The organism is Enterobacter cloacae complex sp. IR5441, assembly GCF_049238215.1.
Classification (GTDB): domain Bacteria; phylum Pseudomonadota; class Gammaproteobacteria; order Enterobacterales; family Enterobacteriaceae; genus Enterobacter; species Enterobacter hormaechei_C.
Window position 1 is genome coordinate 104,684 of sequence record NZ_JBMKIA010000009.1, and the last position, 13,876, is coordinate 118,559.

Sequence of the window (13,876 nt, forward strand, 5' to 3'; positions counted from 1 at the left end):
ATAGAGATTGGTGGTATATCAATAATGAATTTATATTAATGTGTTTTATTTATTCCCTGAAATTATGAATTCATTACCCGAAGTGCTCTCCGGGTAATTTAATTATATCTTAGATACGCTTACGCCACCTGAACCGGAATCGCCTTCGCGGTGCGTTTCATATCGTTGTCGCCTTCGAAATAAGCCACCTTCGGCTGCCAGCGGCGTGCTTCTTCATCGGACATCATGACAAAGCTGGCGATAATGACGATATCACCTACGTCCGCGCAATGTGCAGCCGCGCCGTTAACGGAGATGATTTTAGAACCGCGCTCGGCAGCAATCGCGTAGGTTGAGAAACGTTTGCCGTTGTTAACGTTCCAGATATCAATGGCTTCGTTTTCGAGAATACCCGCCGCGTCGAGAAAATCCTGGTCGATCGCGCAGGAGCCTTCATAATGCAGGTCGGCCTGAGTGACTTTCACACGATGAAGTTTACCTTGCAGCATTTTGCGAATCATTACGTTTACCTTTCATCTTCCGGGCAGAAAAACTACGCCAGCTCAACCACTTTGTTATCGATAAGGCGGGCCTGGCCGAGCCATGCCGCCACCAGAATTACCGCACGTTTGCTGGTCTCTGTAAGTGCCAGAAGCGTATCGGCATCCCGAATTTGAACGTCGTCAGCACGAAGACCTTTCTCGTTCAGCGCCTGTTCAGCCAGGGCGATGATCTCTTCTGCTGTTAACTCTTTTGCCAGCAGTTGCTCTGCCATGGTATTCATGACTTTGCTTAAGCCCGGCGCAATTTTACGTTGTTCGGCGGTCAGATAGCCGTTACGGGAACTGAGCGCCAGGCCATCTTTCGCGCGTACAATCGGCACGCTGACGATCTCGATGTCGTAGCCCATGTCGGCAACCATTTTGCGGATCAGCGCCAGCTGCTGGAAATCTTTCTCGCCAAAGCAGGCGATGTCCGGCTGCACCAGGTTAAACAGCTTGCTGACGATGGTGGAGACGCCACGGAAATGGCCCGGGCGGCTGGCGCCCTCCAGCATGGTCGAAATACCCGGCACGTCGACGTAGGTCGATTCAGTGGTGCCCTGGGGATACACATCTGCGGGTGCCGGTGCGAAGACGATATCCGCATGACGTTTTTTGAGCTTTTCGCAATCTTCCTGCAAGGTACGTGGGTAGCGCGCCAGATCGTCTTCGCGATCGAACTGCATCGGGTTAACGAAGATACTAACTACCACGATATCTGCCCGGGCTCTCGCTTCATCGACCAGCTTCATATGGCCGTCGTGCAGGTTGCCCATGGTTGGGACAAGGGCGATACGTTTACCTTCATGACGCGCCCGACGAATATGCTGACGCAGCAGCGGCAGGGTTTCTATGATTAGCACACCTGGACTCCTTAATGGAAACTGTGTTCTTCGCCCGGATAAACGCCGGACTCAACCTCGGCAATATACTGCCGCACAGCAGCACGCATGTCGCCTGCTTCTGACAGGAAATTTTTAGCAAATTTTGGAATATGGCCGCCGGTGATCCCGAAGGCGTCGTGCATGACCAGAATCTGGCCATCGGTGACGTTACCCGCACCGATGCCGATCACCGGAATCGACAGCGCCTCAGTGATACGCTTAGCCAGCTCAACCGGCACACACTCCAGCACCAGCAGCTGCGCGCCCGCGGCTTCCAGCGCCACGGCATCATCAAACAGCGTCTGCGCCGCATCGCCTCGGCCCTGCACCTTATATCCGCCAAAGATGTTGACCGACTGCGGCGTCAGCCCCAAATGACCACAAACCGGCACGGCGCGGTCGGTGAGCATTTTCACCGTATCGACCAGCCAGGCGCCGCCTTCGATTTTGACCATATTGGCGCCGGCGCGCATCACTGTCGCTGCATTTTCGAAGGCCTGCTCCGGGGTGGCATACGCCATAAACGGCAGATCGGAAAGCAGCAGGCAGGCGGGGGCACCCCGGCGCACGGCGCGGGTATGGTAAGCAATATCCTCGACCGTGACCGGCAGAGTGGAATCATGTCCTTGTACCGTCATCCCTAACGAGTCTCCGACCAGCATGACGTTGATCCCTTCTTCGGCAAACAGTTTTGCGAAGCTGTAGTCATACGCGGTGATAGTGGCGAAGCGTTTTTTTTCCTGTTTGCATTTCTGCAATAAGGAGATGGTGGTTGGTTTCATACTGTTTCCTGATGGCCCAAAAGCGAATCTTTGCGCATTCTAACAGTAACATTTGAGGGAACAATGATTTTAGGCAATCGATTAACCGCAAATAAGGAATGGTTAATCGATGCGGAGGCGGGATTACCAGCGGGCCGGTTTATCCGCGTTGAGATTTTGCAGAACGGCTTGCAGCGAGGCGCCGTCAGGGAAGGTGAGATCGGGCGCGACTTCAAACAGTGGCCAGAGCATAAACCCGCGGTTTTTCATGTCGTAATGCGGAACGGTGAGGCGTTCGGTGTTAATCACCTCGTGACCGAAAAGCATAATATCGAGATCGAGCGTGCGCGGTCCCCAGCGTTCGGCTTTGCGGACACGACCCTGCTGTAGCTCAATACGCTGGGTATTATCCAGCAGCGTTTCTGCGTCAAGGGTCGTTTCCAGCACCACGGCGGCGTTCAGATAATCAGGTTGATCCTGCGGGCCGAGCGGCGGCGTACGGTAAAATGAGGACAGCGCGACAATGCGGCTTTGGGGGATCTCTCCCAGGGCCTGCACGGCAGCGTTAACCTGCTCCAGCGGAGAGGCCAGATTGCTGCCGATGGCGATATACGCAAGGGTCATGCCGTACCTTCACGACGCGGTGCGCGTTTGCGCGGGCGACGGTGACGACGGCGCGGTGCCGGTTCATCATCCAGATCCGTAAGCATATCTTTTTGCTCCGGTGGCGCAGAAACCTGAAACTCGCCCCACCACTGCGCCAGGCGCTGTAGTTCCGGGTTCCTTTCAACTTCAGCACGCAGAGAGAGCAGATCGAACGCGGCGCGGAACTTAGGATGCTCCATCAGCTTCCAGGCGCGTTTACCCTGACGGCGGGACATACGCAGCTGAAGCTGCCAGATATCACGCACCAGCGTGGTAATACGTTTCGGGATCGCCAGCGTGCGACAGCCTTCGTCCAGCACGTCGTTTGCCGCCAGCGCGAACGCATCATAATAGGCGAGACCGCTCTCCTGGGTAATGCGCTGCGCCGTTTCCAGCAGCGGATACCAGAACATGGCCGCGAACAGGAACGCCGGATTCACGCGCATATCGTTATGAATACGGGTATCGGTGTTCTTCAGCACCTGCGCAATTATCCGCTCCATTGCGCTGTCACCGTTTTCGGTGAAGTAGCGGGTAATGGTCGGGAACAGCGGCTGGAACAGGTTGTACTCACGCAGCAGGTTGTAGGTTTCAAACCCGTAGCCTGCCTGGAGCAGCTTTAACGACTCCTCAAACAGACGGGCAGGGGGCACGTCGTTGATCAGCGTCGCCAGGCGCGGGATCGGCTCTGCGGTTTCCGGGCTGATACGCATGTTCAGCTTGGCGGCGAAACGCACGGCGCGCAGCATTCGGACCGGATCTTCGCGATAGCGTGTTTCCGGCGTACCGATCAGGCGAATCAGACCATCTTTCAGATCCTGCATACCGCCGACGTAATCGCGCACGGTAAAATCCGCCACGCTGTAGTAAAGGCTGTTGATGGTGAAATCGCGACGCTGAGCATCTTCTTCAATAGAGCCGAAGATGTTGTCACGTAGCAGCATGCCGTTTTGGCCGCGCTGGGAAGTCGTGCGATCGTTAACGCCCGCTTCGTGGTGACCGCGGAAGGTCGCCACTTCAATAATTTCCGGTCCAAACATCACGTGCGCCAGACGGAAACGGCGGCCAACCAGACGGCAGTTGCGGAATAATTTACGCACCTGCTCAGGCGTGGCGCTGGTCGTCACGTCGAAATCTTTTGGTTTTTTGCCCAGCAGTAAATCGCGCACCCCGCCGCCGACGAGATAGGCCTCGTAGCCTGCTTTATTCAGACGATAGAGCACCTTGAGGGCATTTTCACTGATATCTTTGCGGGAAATATTGTGCTGCTCACGCGGAATGACCGACATGTGTGGCTGTGCAATAGCGTCGTTCGCCATGCTCTCTTCGCGGCTCAGCACTTTACGGCAAAAATTAGCGACTCGGGTAAAAATAGTACACCTCGTAGTGTGTTTTGTTATCAAAAAAGCGGCTAATCATAGCTCAGCGCAACGCATTTGAGAATGCTGGATTTTTGGCACGGCCATAAGCGCCCAGTCAGCAATGGCCGTTTTCAGCAATTCATCCAGACTCAGATCCTGCCATTCCTGCGTTACATTCTGGTTGAGAAATCGCAGCGCGTCGATCAAAACCGGGCGCGGATCGCCGTCAGGCAGCGCCGGGGCATGATTCTGTTTCGATAGCTTATTTCCCTGTTCATTGACTGCCAGCGGCAGATGGATGTAATCCGGCACCGCCCAGCCAAACTGCTGGTAAAGCGATATTTGCCGCACGGTAGGCTCAACCAGATCCGCCCCGCGCACGATTTCCGTAACGCCCTGGAAATGGTCATCGACAACCACCGCCAGGTTATAGGCAAACAAACCATCACGACGGTGAATAATAAAATCTTCACGCGCCAGGCGTTCATCCGCCTGAATTGTTCCTGAGAGTACGTCGGTAAACTGCGTCACCGGAGTACGCTGTATCAGCCGCACGGCGGCATTCTCAGGACCGTTGTGCCGCGTACGGCAGTGGCCGTCGTAAACGCCACCCACGCTCTGAATACGCGCCCGCGTGCAGGTGCAGTTATAGGAAAGGCCCTGTTCAGCAAGCCACGCCAGACGTTCACGGTAGGCATCATGGCGTTGAGACTGCCAGAGTACGTCGCCATCCCAGTGAAGACCGTAATGTTCCAGCTGACGCAGAATAGTTTCTGCTGCACCGGGAACTTCACGTGGAGGATCGATATCTTCAATGCGGACCAGCCATTGACCCTGACGGGCGCGAGCCTGTAGGTAGCTGCCGAGCGCGGCAATTAATGAGCCGAAGTGTAATTCACCGGAGGGAGATGGCGCAAAGCGCCCGATATAGTGAGATTCAGACATATCAACGGTAACAAGGCGGGAGAGACTCCCGCCTTAGCTGAGTAGTGAGAGGGCAGGCGTTAGCCGGCCATCTGTTTTTCGCGGATTTCTGCCAGCGTTTTACAGTCGATGCACAGATCGGCTGTTGGACGCGCTTCCAGGCGACGAATACCGATTTCAACACCGCAGGATTCGCAGTAGCCAAAATCTTCGTCCTCGACCTTCTTCAGCGTTTTTTCGATCTTTTTGATCAGTTTGCGCTCGCGGTCACGGTTACGCAGTTCGAGGCTGAACTCTTCTTCCTGAGCGGCACGGTCGACCGGGTCCGGGAAGTTAGCAGCTTCATCCTGCATATGTGTAACGGTGCGATCGACTTCATCCCTGAGTTGATTACGCCATGCTTCAAGAATACGCTTGAAGTGCGACAGCTGGGCTTCGTTCATATACTCTTCGCCCGGCTTCTCTTGATACGGCTCCACCCCAGCGATGGCGAGAATACTCAGGGACGATGTTTTACGGTTTTGCCCTTCTTGCATGTTGCTTCTCCTTAACACGCACTATCGATCCCCGTGTTGGGGGAAAAATCAGGTCGCTATAAATAGCAGATGCTTTTCCGTATGGCAATTATCTAAACGTAACACTTGACAACCCTGTGAGGAAAAGCGTATTTGCGCACGCGGCCAGAACACTTATTAGTCAATCGTCTAATCCCTTATAAGACAATGGGAAGAGAGGATCTCAGAGTCATATTATCGGCAGAAAGTTCCGCTTTATAGGCGAAAATCTCTACCCCCTGCTTTTGTGCCTCATTCAACAATTGCGCGTATTTAGGATCAATATGACGGGCCGGGGAAAACCGTTCAATGGCTGAATGCAGAACCGCAAACAGCAACACGGCGCGCTTGCCCGCCGCCGCTACACTCATTAGCTCTCGCAGATGCTTCTGGCCACGTAGCGTTACCGCATCCGGAAAGAAGCCGTTTTCCTGTTCCGCTAACGTCACTGATTTCACTTCAATATAGCACTCAGGGCGGTCTTCCGCCTGTAACATAAAATCAATTCTGCTGCCTTCATCGCCATATTTCACTTCGCTTTTTTGCGTGCCGTAACCCACCAGTTCAGGAAGCATTCCATTTGTCAGGGCTTCCTTAACCAGCTGATTTGCGCGCAGGGTATTCACGCAAATAAATGCCCCGCTTTGCGTCTCGGTCATTTCCCAGGTATGAGGATATTTGCGCTTAGTATTTTCTGATGTGGAATACCAGACCGTGTCACCCGGCGTGGCGCAACCGGTCATGGCGCCGGTGTTAGGGCAGTGCAGCGTGAGCGTTTCGCCCTCAGGGGTGTTCACGTCAGCGAGAAAGCGTTTGTAACGCTGGATCAGCGTGGCGGGCTGGAGTGCAGGGCTAAACTTCATCAGGATTCCTTAACGTGTCGCCCAGCGTCCAGCGCTGAAGCGGAGTATAGCGGGTGCGCCCTTGTACAAAGGCAGATTCGTACAGCGCAAATTCATTCACCTGAAAGGACCAGTGAAAGCCCGGTGGCGGGATGGCAACGGCCTGACCCGCGTCGCGCAGCAGGGTAATGTGGGGATGAAACGGCTGTGGGCTCTGATAACAGCCGCTTCGCGCGGCCTGCGCCCGCAGCATGTTGGCGAGCTGTAGCAGTCCGCGAGGGGGCTGCCGCGTCCCCAGCCAGACCACCCGAGAGCGCAGCCATTGCCCGGCATCGTCAAGATGCAGCGTAAATCCCGGCTGCGAAATGCGTCCGGCCATTGCGCTTAACGCGCGCTGCTTTTCAGCGCTTACTTCACCAAGAAAGGCTAACGTCAGGTGCATATTGGCGGCGACGACGGGGCGGCCCGCTTCCGCGGGGAAGTGGCTGGCGCGCCAGCGAACAATCTGCCGTTGAAGCGTGGTGGGTAATTCAATGGCGAAGAATAGCCGTTTTGACTCAGACATGCGCAAGACTCGGTAATGATATGCGCCGATGCTACAATGTACGCCGATTAATGTTAACCCTCTGGAGCCGTAAGTGTCCTTTTTGCCCGTCGCTGTCGTCCTTCCTGAGCTTCTCGCAGCCTTAGAACATGCGCCACAGGTTTTGCTCAGCGCGCCCACCGGAGCGGGTAAATCCACCTGGCTGCCCCTGCAAATTCTGCGCGAGGGGAGCATCAGCGGGAAAATTATCCTGCTGGAGCCGCGCAGGCTGGCCGCGCGCAATGTGGCGCAGCGCCTGGCGGAACTGCTGAATGAAAAACCGGGCGAGACGGTAGGGTACCGGATGCGCGCCGAAACCTGCGTTGGACCGTCCACGCGGCTGGAGGTGGTCACCGAAGGTATTCTCACCCGTATGCTGCAAAACGATCCGGAGCTGACCGGCGTCGGGCTGGTGATCCTTGATGAATTTCACGAGCGCAGCCTCCAGGCCGATCTGGCCCTTGCGCTGCTGCTCGACGTTCAGCAGGGGCTGCGCGACGACCTTCGGCTGCTGATTATGTCGGCGACGTTGGATAACGAGCGGCTCCGGCAGACGCTCCCTGACGCGCCGATGATCTCCTCTGAAGGGCGTGCGTTCCCGGTCGAGCGCCGCTATCAGCCGCTGCCTGCCCATCAGCGTTTTGACGAAGCGGTTGCCATCGCCACCGCCGAATTGCTCCGCCAGGAGCCCGGCTCGCTGCTGCTGTTTTTACCCGGCGTAGGCGAAATCCAGCGCGTACAGGAGCAGTTGGCATCCCGGGTGAACAGTGACGTTATGCTGTGCCCGCTCTACGGCGCGCTGCCGTTGGCTGACCAGCGCAAGGCGATCCTTCCCGCACCGGCGGGGCAGCGCAAAGTGGTGCTGGCAACCAATATCGCGGAAACCAGTTTGACCATCGAAGGCATTCGCCTGGTGGTGGACAGTACGCAGGAGAGGGTAGCCAGTTTTGATCCGCGTACCGGGCTGACCAGGCTACTGACGCAGCGCATCAGCCAGGCCTCGATGGTGCAGCGCGCAGGGCGAGCAGGGCGTCTTGAGCCGGGTATTTGCCTGCATTTAACCAGCGCCGAGCAGGCGGAGCGTGCGGCATTGCAGAGCACGCCTGAGATTTTACAAAGCGATCTCTCCGGGCTGGTGATGGATCTGATGCAGTGGGGCTGCCCGGACCCTGACCAGCTCACCTGGCTTAATCCTCCGCCTGTCGTGAATCTTTCCGCCGCGCGCAGCCTGCTGACCCAGCTTGGCGCGCTGGAAGGCGAGCGACTGACGGCGCGCGGTCAGAAAATGGCGGCGCTGGGCAACGATCCGCGTCTGGCGGCAATGCTGGTGGCAGCACAGGGCGACGATGAAATTGCCACGGCGGCAAAACTGGCGGCTATTCTTGAGGAGCCGCCGCGCGGTGGCAGCAGCGATCTGGGACAGACCTTTTCTCGCCATCAGGGAAACTGGCAACAGCGCGCGCAGCAGCTGTGTAAACGCCTGAATTGCCGGGGCGGTTCGCCTGACAGCGATAAAGTTATCCCTCTGCTGGCCCAGGCCTTCCCGGACAGGATCGCGCGCCGTCGCGGGCTGGATGGTCGTTATCAGCTGGCAAATGGGATGGGCGCGATGCTGGACAGCGATGACGCCCTGACGCGTCACGAATGGCTGATCGCGCCGCTCTTGCTCCAGGGTAGCCACTCCCCGGACGCGCGTATTTTACAGGCGGTTGCCGTGGATATTGACGCGCTGACACGTGCCTGCCCGCAGCTGCTTCAGCAATCTGACATCGTGGAATGGGATGATGCCCAGGGCACGCTGAAGGCGTTCCGTCGTAGCCAGATTGGCAAACTGACGCTCGGGACGAAACCGCTGGCGAAGCCGTCGGAGGAAGAGTTACACCAGGCGATGCTGAACGGCATTCGGGAAAAAGGGCTGAGCGTACTGAACTGGACGCCGGAGGCCGAACAGTATCGCATTCGCCTGCATTGCGCCGCGAAGTGGCTGCCGGAACAGGGGTGGCCTGCGGTGGATGATGAGACGCTGCTCGCGACGCTTGAACAGTGGCTGTTGCCGCAGATGAACGGCGTACACTCGCTGCGCGCCCTGAAGGCGCTTGATGTTAAGGCAGCGTTACAGAATTTACTGGACTGGTCGTTACGTCAACGTCTGGATAGTGAACTGCCTGGGCATTACACTGTGCCAACCGGGAGCCGGATTGCCATTCGTTATCATGAGGATAATCCGCCGGCGCTGGCGGTTCGGATGCAGGAGATGTTTGGTGAGGCCACCACGCCGTCCATCGCTGAAGGGCGCGTGCCGTTAGTGCTTGAGCTGCTTTCGCCTGCGCATCGTCCCTTGCAGATCACCCGCGATCTGGGGGCGTTCTGGGCGGGGAGCTATCGTGAAGTGCAGAAAGAGATGAAAGGGCGATATCCCAAACACGTCTGGCCGGACGATCCGGCGAATACCGCGCCGACACGGCGCACGAAGAAATATTCGTAATGGATCGAAAAGGGGAGTGCGGCCTGATGCCCTCACCCCGGCCCTCTCCCACGGGGAAAGGGATAAACAAACTTTGAGAGATTTCTTCTTTCACTGACCTGTGCAAGATAAGAAAATCTGGCCTTTGCGCCTGAATGTTGCGGAGAAAAAGCATGGCGGGGAATGACCGCGAGCCAATAGGACGTAAGGGAAAGCCGACGCGTCCGGCGAAAGAAAAGGTAAGCCGTCGTCGCCTCAGAGATGAGGAGTATGACGATGACTATGAAGACGATTATGAGGATGAAGAACCGATGCCACGTAAAGGGAAAGGCAAAGGGCGTAAGCCTCGTGGGAAGCGCGGCTGGTTCTGGTTGCTGCTGAAGCTGTTCATTGTTTTTGTTGTCCTGATCGCGATTTACGGCGTTTATCTGGATCAGAAGATCCGCAGCCGTATCGACGGGAAAGTCTGGCAATTGCCTGCGGCAGTGTACGGTCGCATGGTGAACCTTGAGCCGGACATGTCCATCAGCAAGAACGAGATGGTGAAGCTGCTGCAAGCCACGCAGTATCGTCAGGTCACGAAAATGACCCGTCCGGGTGAATTTACCGTCCAGGCGAAAAGCATTGAGATGATCCGCCGTCCGTTCGACTTCCCGGACAGTAAAGAAGGGCAGGTGCGCGCGCGTCTGACCTTTGACGGCGATCGTCTGGAAACCATTGAGAACATGGATAACGATCGCCAGTTCGGTTTCTTCCGTCTCGATCCGCGTCTCATCACCATGCTGTCGTCCGCAAACGGCGAACAGCGCCTGTTCGTGGCGCGTAATGGCTTCCCGGATCTGCTGGTAGATACCCTGCTGGCAACCGAAGACCGCCACTTCTACGAGCACGACGGTATTAGCCTTTACTCCATTGGTCGTGCGGTACTGGCGAACCTGACTGCCGGGCGTACGGTGCAGGGGGCAAGTACCCTGACCCAGCAGCTGGTGAAAAACCTGTTCCTCTCCAGCGAGCGCTCTTACTGGCGTAAAGCCAACGAAGCGTACATGGCCGTGCTGATGGATGCGCGCTACAGCAAGGATCGTATTCTTGAGCTGTACATGAACGAGGTGTACCTCGGTCAGAGCGGTGACAACGAGATCCGCGGCTTCCCGCTGGCGAGCCTGTACTACTTTGGTCGTCCGGTAGAAGAGCTGAGCCTTGACCAGCAGGCGCTGCTGGTGGGCATGGTGAAAGGCGCGTCGATCTACAACCCGTGGCGTAACCCGAAACTGGCGCTGGAGCGACGTAACCTGGTGCTGCGTCTGCTGCAACAACAGCAGGTGATTGACCAGGAGCTGTACGACATGCTGAGCGCGCGTCCGCTGGGCGTTCAGCCGCGCGGTGGGGTGATCTCTCCGCAGCCTGCCTTTATGCAGATGGTGCGTCAGGAGTTGCAGTCTAAGCTCGGGGATAAAGTGAAAGATCTCTCCGGCGTGAAGATCTTTACCACCTTTGACTCCGTGGCACAGGACGCCGCAGAAAAAGCGGCGGTAGAAGGTATTCCGGCGCTGAAAAAGCAGCGTAAGCTGAGCGATCTGGAAACCGCGATGGTAGTGGTTGACCGTAACACCGGCGAAGTTCGTGCCATGGTGGGCGGTGCTGAGCCGCAGTTTGCGGGCTATAACCGTGCCATGCAGGCGCGTCGTTCAATTGGTTCACTGGCAAAACCGGCGACCTATCTGACCGCGCTGAGCCAGCCGAATCTTTATCGCCTGAATACCTGGATTGCCGATGCGCCAATTTCCCTGCGCCAGCCTAACGGCCAGGTTTGGTCACCGCAGAACGATGACAGACAGTTCAGCGGCCAGGTCATGCTGGTGGATGCGTTAACCCGCTCGATGAACGTGCCAACGGTTAACCTCGGAATGGCGCTGGGCCTGCCGGCCATTACCGACACCTGGCAGAAGCTGGGGGTACCGAAAGATCAGCTGCACCCGGTGCCAGCGATGATTCTGGGGGCGCTTAACCTGACGCCAATCGAAGTGGCGCAGGCGTTCCAGACCATCGCCAGCGGCGGTAACCGTGCTCCGCTTTCCGCTCTGCGTTCGGTGATTGCCGAAGATGGCTCCGTGCTGTATCAGAGCTTCCCGCAGGCAGAACGTGCAGTTCCGGCGCAGGCGGCCTATATGACGCTGTGGACCATGCAGCAGGTTGTCCAGCGCGGTACAGGCCGTCAGCTGGGAGCGAAGTATCCGGGCCTGCATCTGGCGGGTAAAACCGGGACCACCAACAACAACGTCGATACCTGGTTCGCCGGTATTGATGGTCGTGAAGTGGTCATCACCTGGGTGGGGCGCGATAACAACCAGCCGACCAAACTGTATGGCGCGAGCGGTGCGATGTCGATTTACCAGCGCTACCTGGCCAACCAGTCTCCGGTGCCGCTGAACCTGGTTGCCCCGGAAGATATCGTTGATATGGGCGTGGACGCATCGGGCAACTTTATTTGCGGTGGCGGGATGCGTACGCTGCCGGTCTGGACGACTAACCCGGATGCGCTGTGTCAGCAAAGTCAGCCAGAAGAACCGACAGGTAACCCGTTCGATCAGTCTTCTCAACCCCAGCAGCCGCAGCAGCAACAGCCGCAGCAGCAGAATGAGAAGAAAGACAGCGACGGTGTCGCCGGCTGGATCAAGGACATGTTTGGCGGAAACTAATTAGTTTCCTGAATAAAAGGCCGCTTAATGGTTAAGCGGCCTTTTTTTATGTTTACATTCATTTATATTTAAAATTATTAAATTTAAAATGTAGAATTATTAATTTTTGCTTTTTTTCATCTAAAACAGAAAGTTGTGTCCGATTATTCGGGCATTATCATTTTGCGATCTAGACGTGATGAAGAATAATCTGATTAAATCCTCCCCAGAAATTTACTGACCTCACAGGATATTCCTTAGAGGACTTCCCAACATTTTTGTATATATCAAGAATGGATATCTTCATCATCACATATAAGGATATTGTTATGAGTAAATATGTTGTTTCAACGGTGCTGGCCAGCACGTTTATGGCTGCACTTTCTCTGCCGGTATTTGCAGCGAATGATTCTGGTACGGTAAATTTCGCCGGAAAAATTGTGGCGGATACCTGTGAAATTGATGTTGATGGCTCGGGGTCCAATACTTCCACCGTCACATTTGCAGATACTTATCCTTCTGATTTTGGTACTGACGGTCAGGTCGGGACGTCGAAGGCCTTTAAGATTGAAGTGAAAAAATGTGATCCGCTGGTTGCCAAACTGAACCTCAAGTTCAGCGGCACCACAACGGATGCGGAATACAAGCGCCTGAAGAACGATCTTTCCGGCGCTGGCAATGCGACCAACGTTGGCATCATTGTCAGTAATGAAAATGGGACTAAGGGGGACGTGGTTTTCAACGGATCAGAACCGGAAGCCGGTACCGATGTTGCGAACGATGCCACTGGCGCCACAGCATCTGTCTTTAATTACACCGCGAAAGTTATTCAGGTTGGTGATAACAAACCAACAGCAGGTCACTACTCCTCATCTGCAACGTTCGAGGTTGTTTATCGCTAAATCTATTTTGGCAGCCTGAAAGGGCTGCCTTCTGGAACGTAGTATGAATTATTTATTAAAATTGTTAGGTGGATGTTTGATTATCTCTTGCTGTTCAGTACAGGCAAGTGTGGTTCTCGGTGGCACGCGAATTATTTATCCATCGAATAAATCCGAAGTACAAATAGCACTAAAAAATAAAGACCCTCATACTCGATATCTGGTGCAAAGCTGGGTGAGTTACCCCAATGATGCAAAAGCACCTTTCATCATTACGCCGCCTGTCTATAAATTACAGGAAAATCGTCAGACCCTTTTGCACATCATTTTTACCGGCGATAAAAAAAATCTGCCCGCAGATCGCGAATCTTTATTTCTGGCGAATGTGAAATCCGTCTCGGCGTTATCACCTGACTTAAAAGACAAGAATACGCTGCAATTCGCGATGAAAACGCGTCTGAAGCTGTTCTGGCGTCCTGCTGATTTGAAAGAAACCGATGCGCTACAAGCCTATGAAAAAATCACCTTCCGCCGCCAGGGGAACAAGCTCATTGCGAAAAACCCAACGCCGTTTTACGTCTCCTTTGGCGAGCTGGCCGTGGGCGGGAAAAGTGTCCCTGTGACTGACACAAAAACCACGCCGGGGGCAATTTCAATGATGGTCGCACCTTTCAGCGAGCAATATTTTTCTGTGCCTCAATCTGCAAACGGGCCCGTGACGTGGACTGCTATTAGCGATTTCGGCGCGCAAACCTCCCAGCGCAAGCAGGCTCTTTAA

The 13,876-nt window shown here is 55.5% G+C and carries 13 protein-coding genes; 4 read left to right on the forward strand and 9 right to left on the reverse strand.

Annotated features, from left to right (window positions below):
* Positions 1 to 119 precede the first annotated feature (119 nt).
* The 9 genes from panD to thpR all read right to left on the reverse strand — a co-directional run bounded on the left by panD (position 120) and on the right by thpR (position 7,057).
* Positions 120 to 500, reverse strand: a complete 381-nt coding sequence (panD, locus tag ACOTX5_RS12345) for an aspartate 1-decarboxylase (RefSeq protein ID WP_006810068.1) — start codon at positions 498 to 500, stop codon at positions 120 to 122.
* A gap of 32 nt (positions 501 to 532) precedes the next feature.
* Positions 533 to 1,384 carry a pantoate--beta-alanine ligase gene (panC, locus tag ACOTX5_RS12350; protein WP_045911029.1) on the reverse strand — a complete coding sequence of 284 codons (852 nt, stop codon included), beginning with the start codon at positions 1,382 to 1,384 and terminating at the stop codon, positions 533 to 535.
* 11 nt (positions 1,385 to 1,395) lie between these two features.
* Complete coding sequence (panB, locus tag ACOTX5_RS12355; RefSeq protein WP_015572705.1) at positions 1,396 to 2,187, reverse strand: 3-methyl-2-oxobutanoate hydroxymethyltransferase; 792 nt, start codon at positions 2,185 to 2,187, stop codon at positions 1,396 to 1,398.
* 123 nt (positions 2,188 to 2,310) lie between these two features.
* The gene (gene folK / locus ACOTX5_RS12360; protein ID WP_023315424.1) at positions 2,311 to 2,790 is read right to left on the reverse strand and encodes a 2-amino-4-hydroxy-6-hydroxymethyldihydropteridine diphosphokinase; all 480 of its coding nucleotides are present in this window, start codon (positions 2,788 to 2,790) and stop codon (positions 2,311 to 2,313) included.
* Positions 2,787 to 4,184, reverse strand: coding sequence for a polynucleotide adenylyltransferase PcnB (gene pcnB / locus ACOTX5_RS12365; RefSeq protein WP_026080645.1), 1,398 nt, complete (start codon positions 4,182 to 4,184; stop codon positions 2,787 to 2,789). Before pcnB ends, folK begins: the two co-directional genes overlap by 4 nt.
* 42 nt (positions 4,185 to 4,226) lie before the next feature.
* A complete protein-coding gene (gene gluQRS / locus ACOTX5_RS12370) occupies positions 4,227 to 5,117 on the reverse strand; it encodes a tRNA glutamyl-Q(34) synthetase GluQRS (RefSeq protein ID WP_017694493.1) in 891 nt (296 codons plus the stop codon).
* A gap of 59 nt (positions 5,118 to 5,176) precedes the next feature.
* Positions 5,177 to 5,632 (reverse strand): RNA polymerase-binding protein DksA, encoded by a 456-nt coding sequence (gene dksA / locus ACOTX5_RS12375; RefSeq protein WP_001155232.1) that lies wholly within the window; start codon positions 5,630 to 5,632, stop codon positions 5,177 to 5,179.
* A gap of 176 nt (positions 5,633 to 5,808) precedes the next feature.
* A complete protein-coding gene (sfsA, locus tag ACOTX5_RS12380) occupies positions 5,809 to 6,513 on the reverse strand; it encodes a DNA/RNA nuclease SfsA (protein WP_045911030.1) in 705 nt (234 codons plus the stop codon).
* The gene (gene thpR / locus ACOTX5_RS12385; protein WP_003856249.1) at positions 6,503 to 7,057 is read right to left on the reverse strand and encodes an RNA 2',3'-cyclic phosphodiesterase; all 555 of its coding nucleotides are present in this window, start codon (positions 7,055 to 7,057) and stop codon (positions 6,503 to 6,505) included. The genes sfsA and thpR overlap by 11 nt, the downstream gene beginning before the upstream one ends.
* A gap of 73 nt (positions 7,058 to 7,130) precedes the next feature.
* Between thpR and hrpB the strand changes: the two genes are divergently transcribed.
* The 4 genes from hrpB (at position 7,131) to ACOTX5_RS12405 (ending at position 13,876) form a co-directional block, all read left to right on the forward strand.
* Complete coding sequence (hrpB, locus tag ACOTX5_RS12390; RefSeq protein WP_045911031.1) at positions 7,131 to 9,560, forward strand: ATP-dependent helicase HrpB; 2,430 nt, start codon at positions 7,131 to 7,133, stop codon at positions 9,558 to 9,560.
* 152 nt (positions 9,561 to 9,712) lie between these two features.
* Positions 9,713 to 12,238 (forward strand): bifunctional glycosyl transferase/transpeptidase, encoded by a 2,526-nt coding sequence (gene mrcB / locus ACOTX5_RS12395; protein WP_015572709.1) that lies wholly within the window; start codon positions 9,713 to 9,715, stop codon positions 12,236 to 12,238.
* A gap of 272 nt (positions 12,239 to 12,510) precedes the next feature.
* The gene (locus tag ACOTX5_RS12400; protein ID WP_017383750.1) at positions 12,511 to 13,119 is read left to right on the forward strand and encodes a fimbrial protein; all 609 of its coding nucleotides are present in this window, start codon (positions 12,511 to 12,513) and stop codon (positions 13,117 to 13,119) included.
* Positions 13,120 to 13,162: 43 nt separating this feature from the next.
* Positions 13,163 to 13,876, forward strand: a complete 714-nt coding sequence (locus ACOTX5_RS12405) for a fimbrial biogenesis chaperone (RefSeq protein WP_032670536.1) — start codon at positions 13,163 to 13,165, stop codon at positions 13,874 to 13,876.

Excerpts from the sequence above, each read along its gene's own strand:
- sfsA (WP_045911030.1), bottom strand. The coding sequence starts at position 6,513 with ATGAAGTTTAGCCCTGCACTCCAGCCCGCCACGCTGATCCAGCGTTAC.
- thpR (WP_003856249.1), bottom strand. The coding sequence starts at position 7,057 with ATGTCTGAGTCAAAACGGCTATTCTTCGCCATTGAATTACCCACCACG.
- mrcB (WP_015572709.1), top strand. The coding sequence starts at position 9,713 with ATGGCGGGGAATGACCGCGAGCCAATAGGACGTAAGGGAAAGCCGACG.
- gluQRS (WP_017694493.1), bottom strand. The coding sequence starts at position 5,117 with ATGTCTGAATCTCACTATATCGGGCGCTTTGCGCCATCTCCCTCCGGT.
- panB (WP_015572705.1), bottom strand. The coding sequence starts at position 2,187 with ATGAAACCAACCACCATCTCCTTATTGCAGAAATGCAAACAGGAAAAA.
- dksA (WP_001155232.1), bottom strand. The coding sequence starts at position 5,632 with ATGCAAGAAGGGCAAAACCGTAAAACATCGTCCCTGAGTATTCTCGCC.
- folK (WP_023315424.1), bottom strand. The coding sequence starts at position 2,790 with ATGACCCTTGCGTATATCGCCATCGGCAGCAATCTGGCCTCTCCGCTG.
- ACOTX5_RS12400 (WP_017383750.1), top strand. The coding sequence starts at position 12,511 with ATGGATATCTTCATCATCACATATAAGGATATTGTTATGAGTAAATAT.
- panD (WP_006810068.1), bottom strand. The coding sequence starts at position 500 with ATGATTCGCAAAATGCTGCAAGGTAAACTTCATCGTGTGAAAGTCACT.
- ACOTX5_RS12405 (WP_032670536.1), top strand. The coding sequence starts at position 13,163 with ATGAATTATTTATTAAAATTGTTAGGTGGATGTTTGATTATCTCTTGC.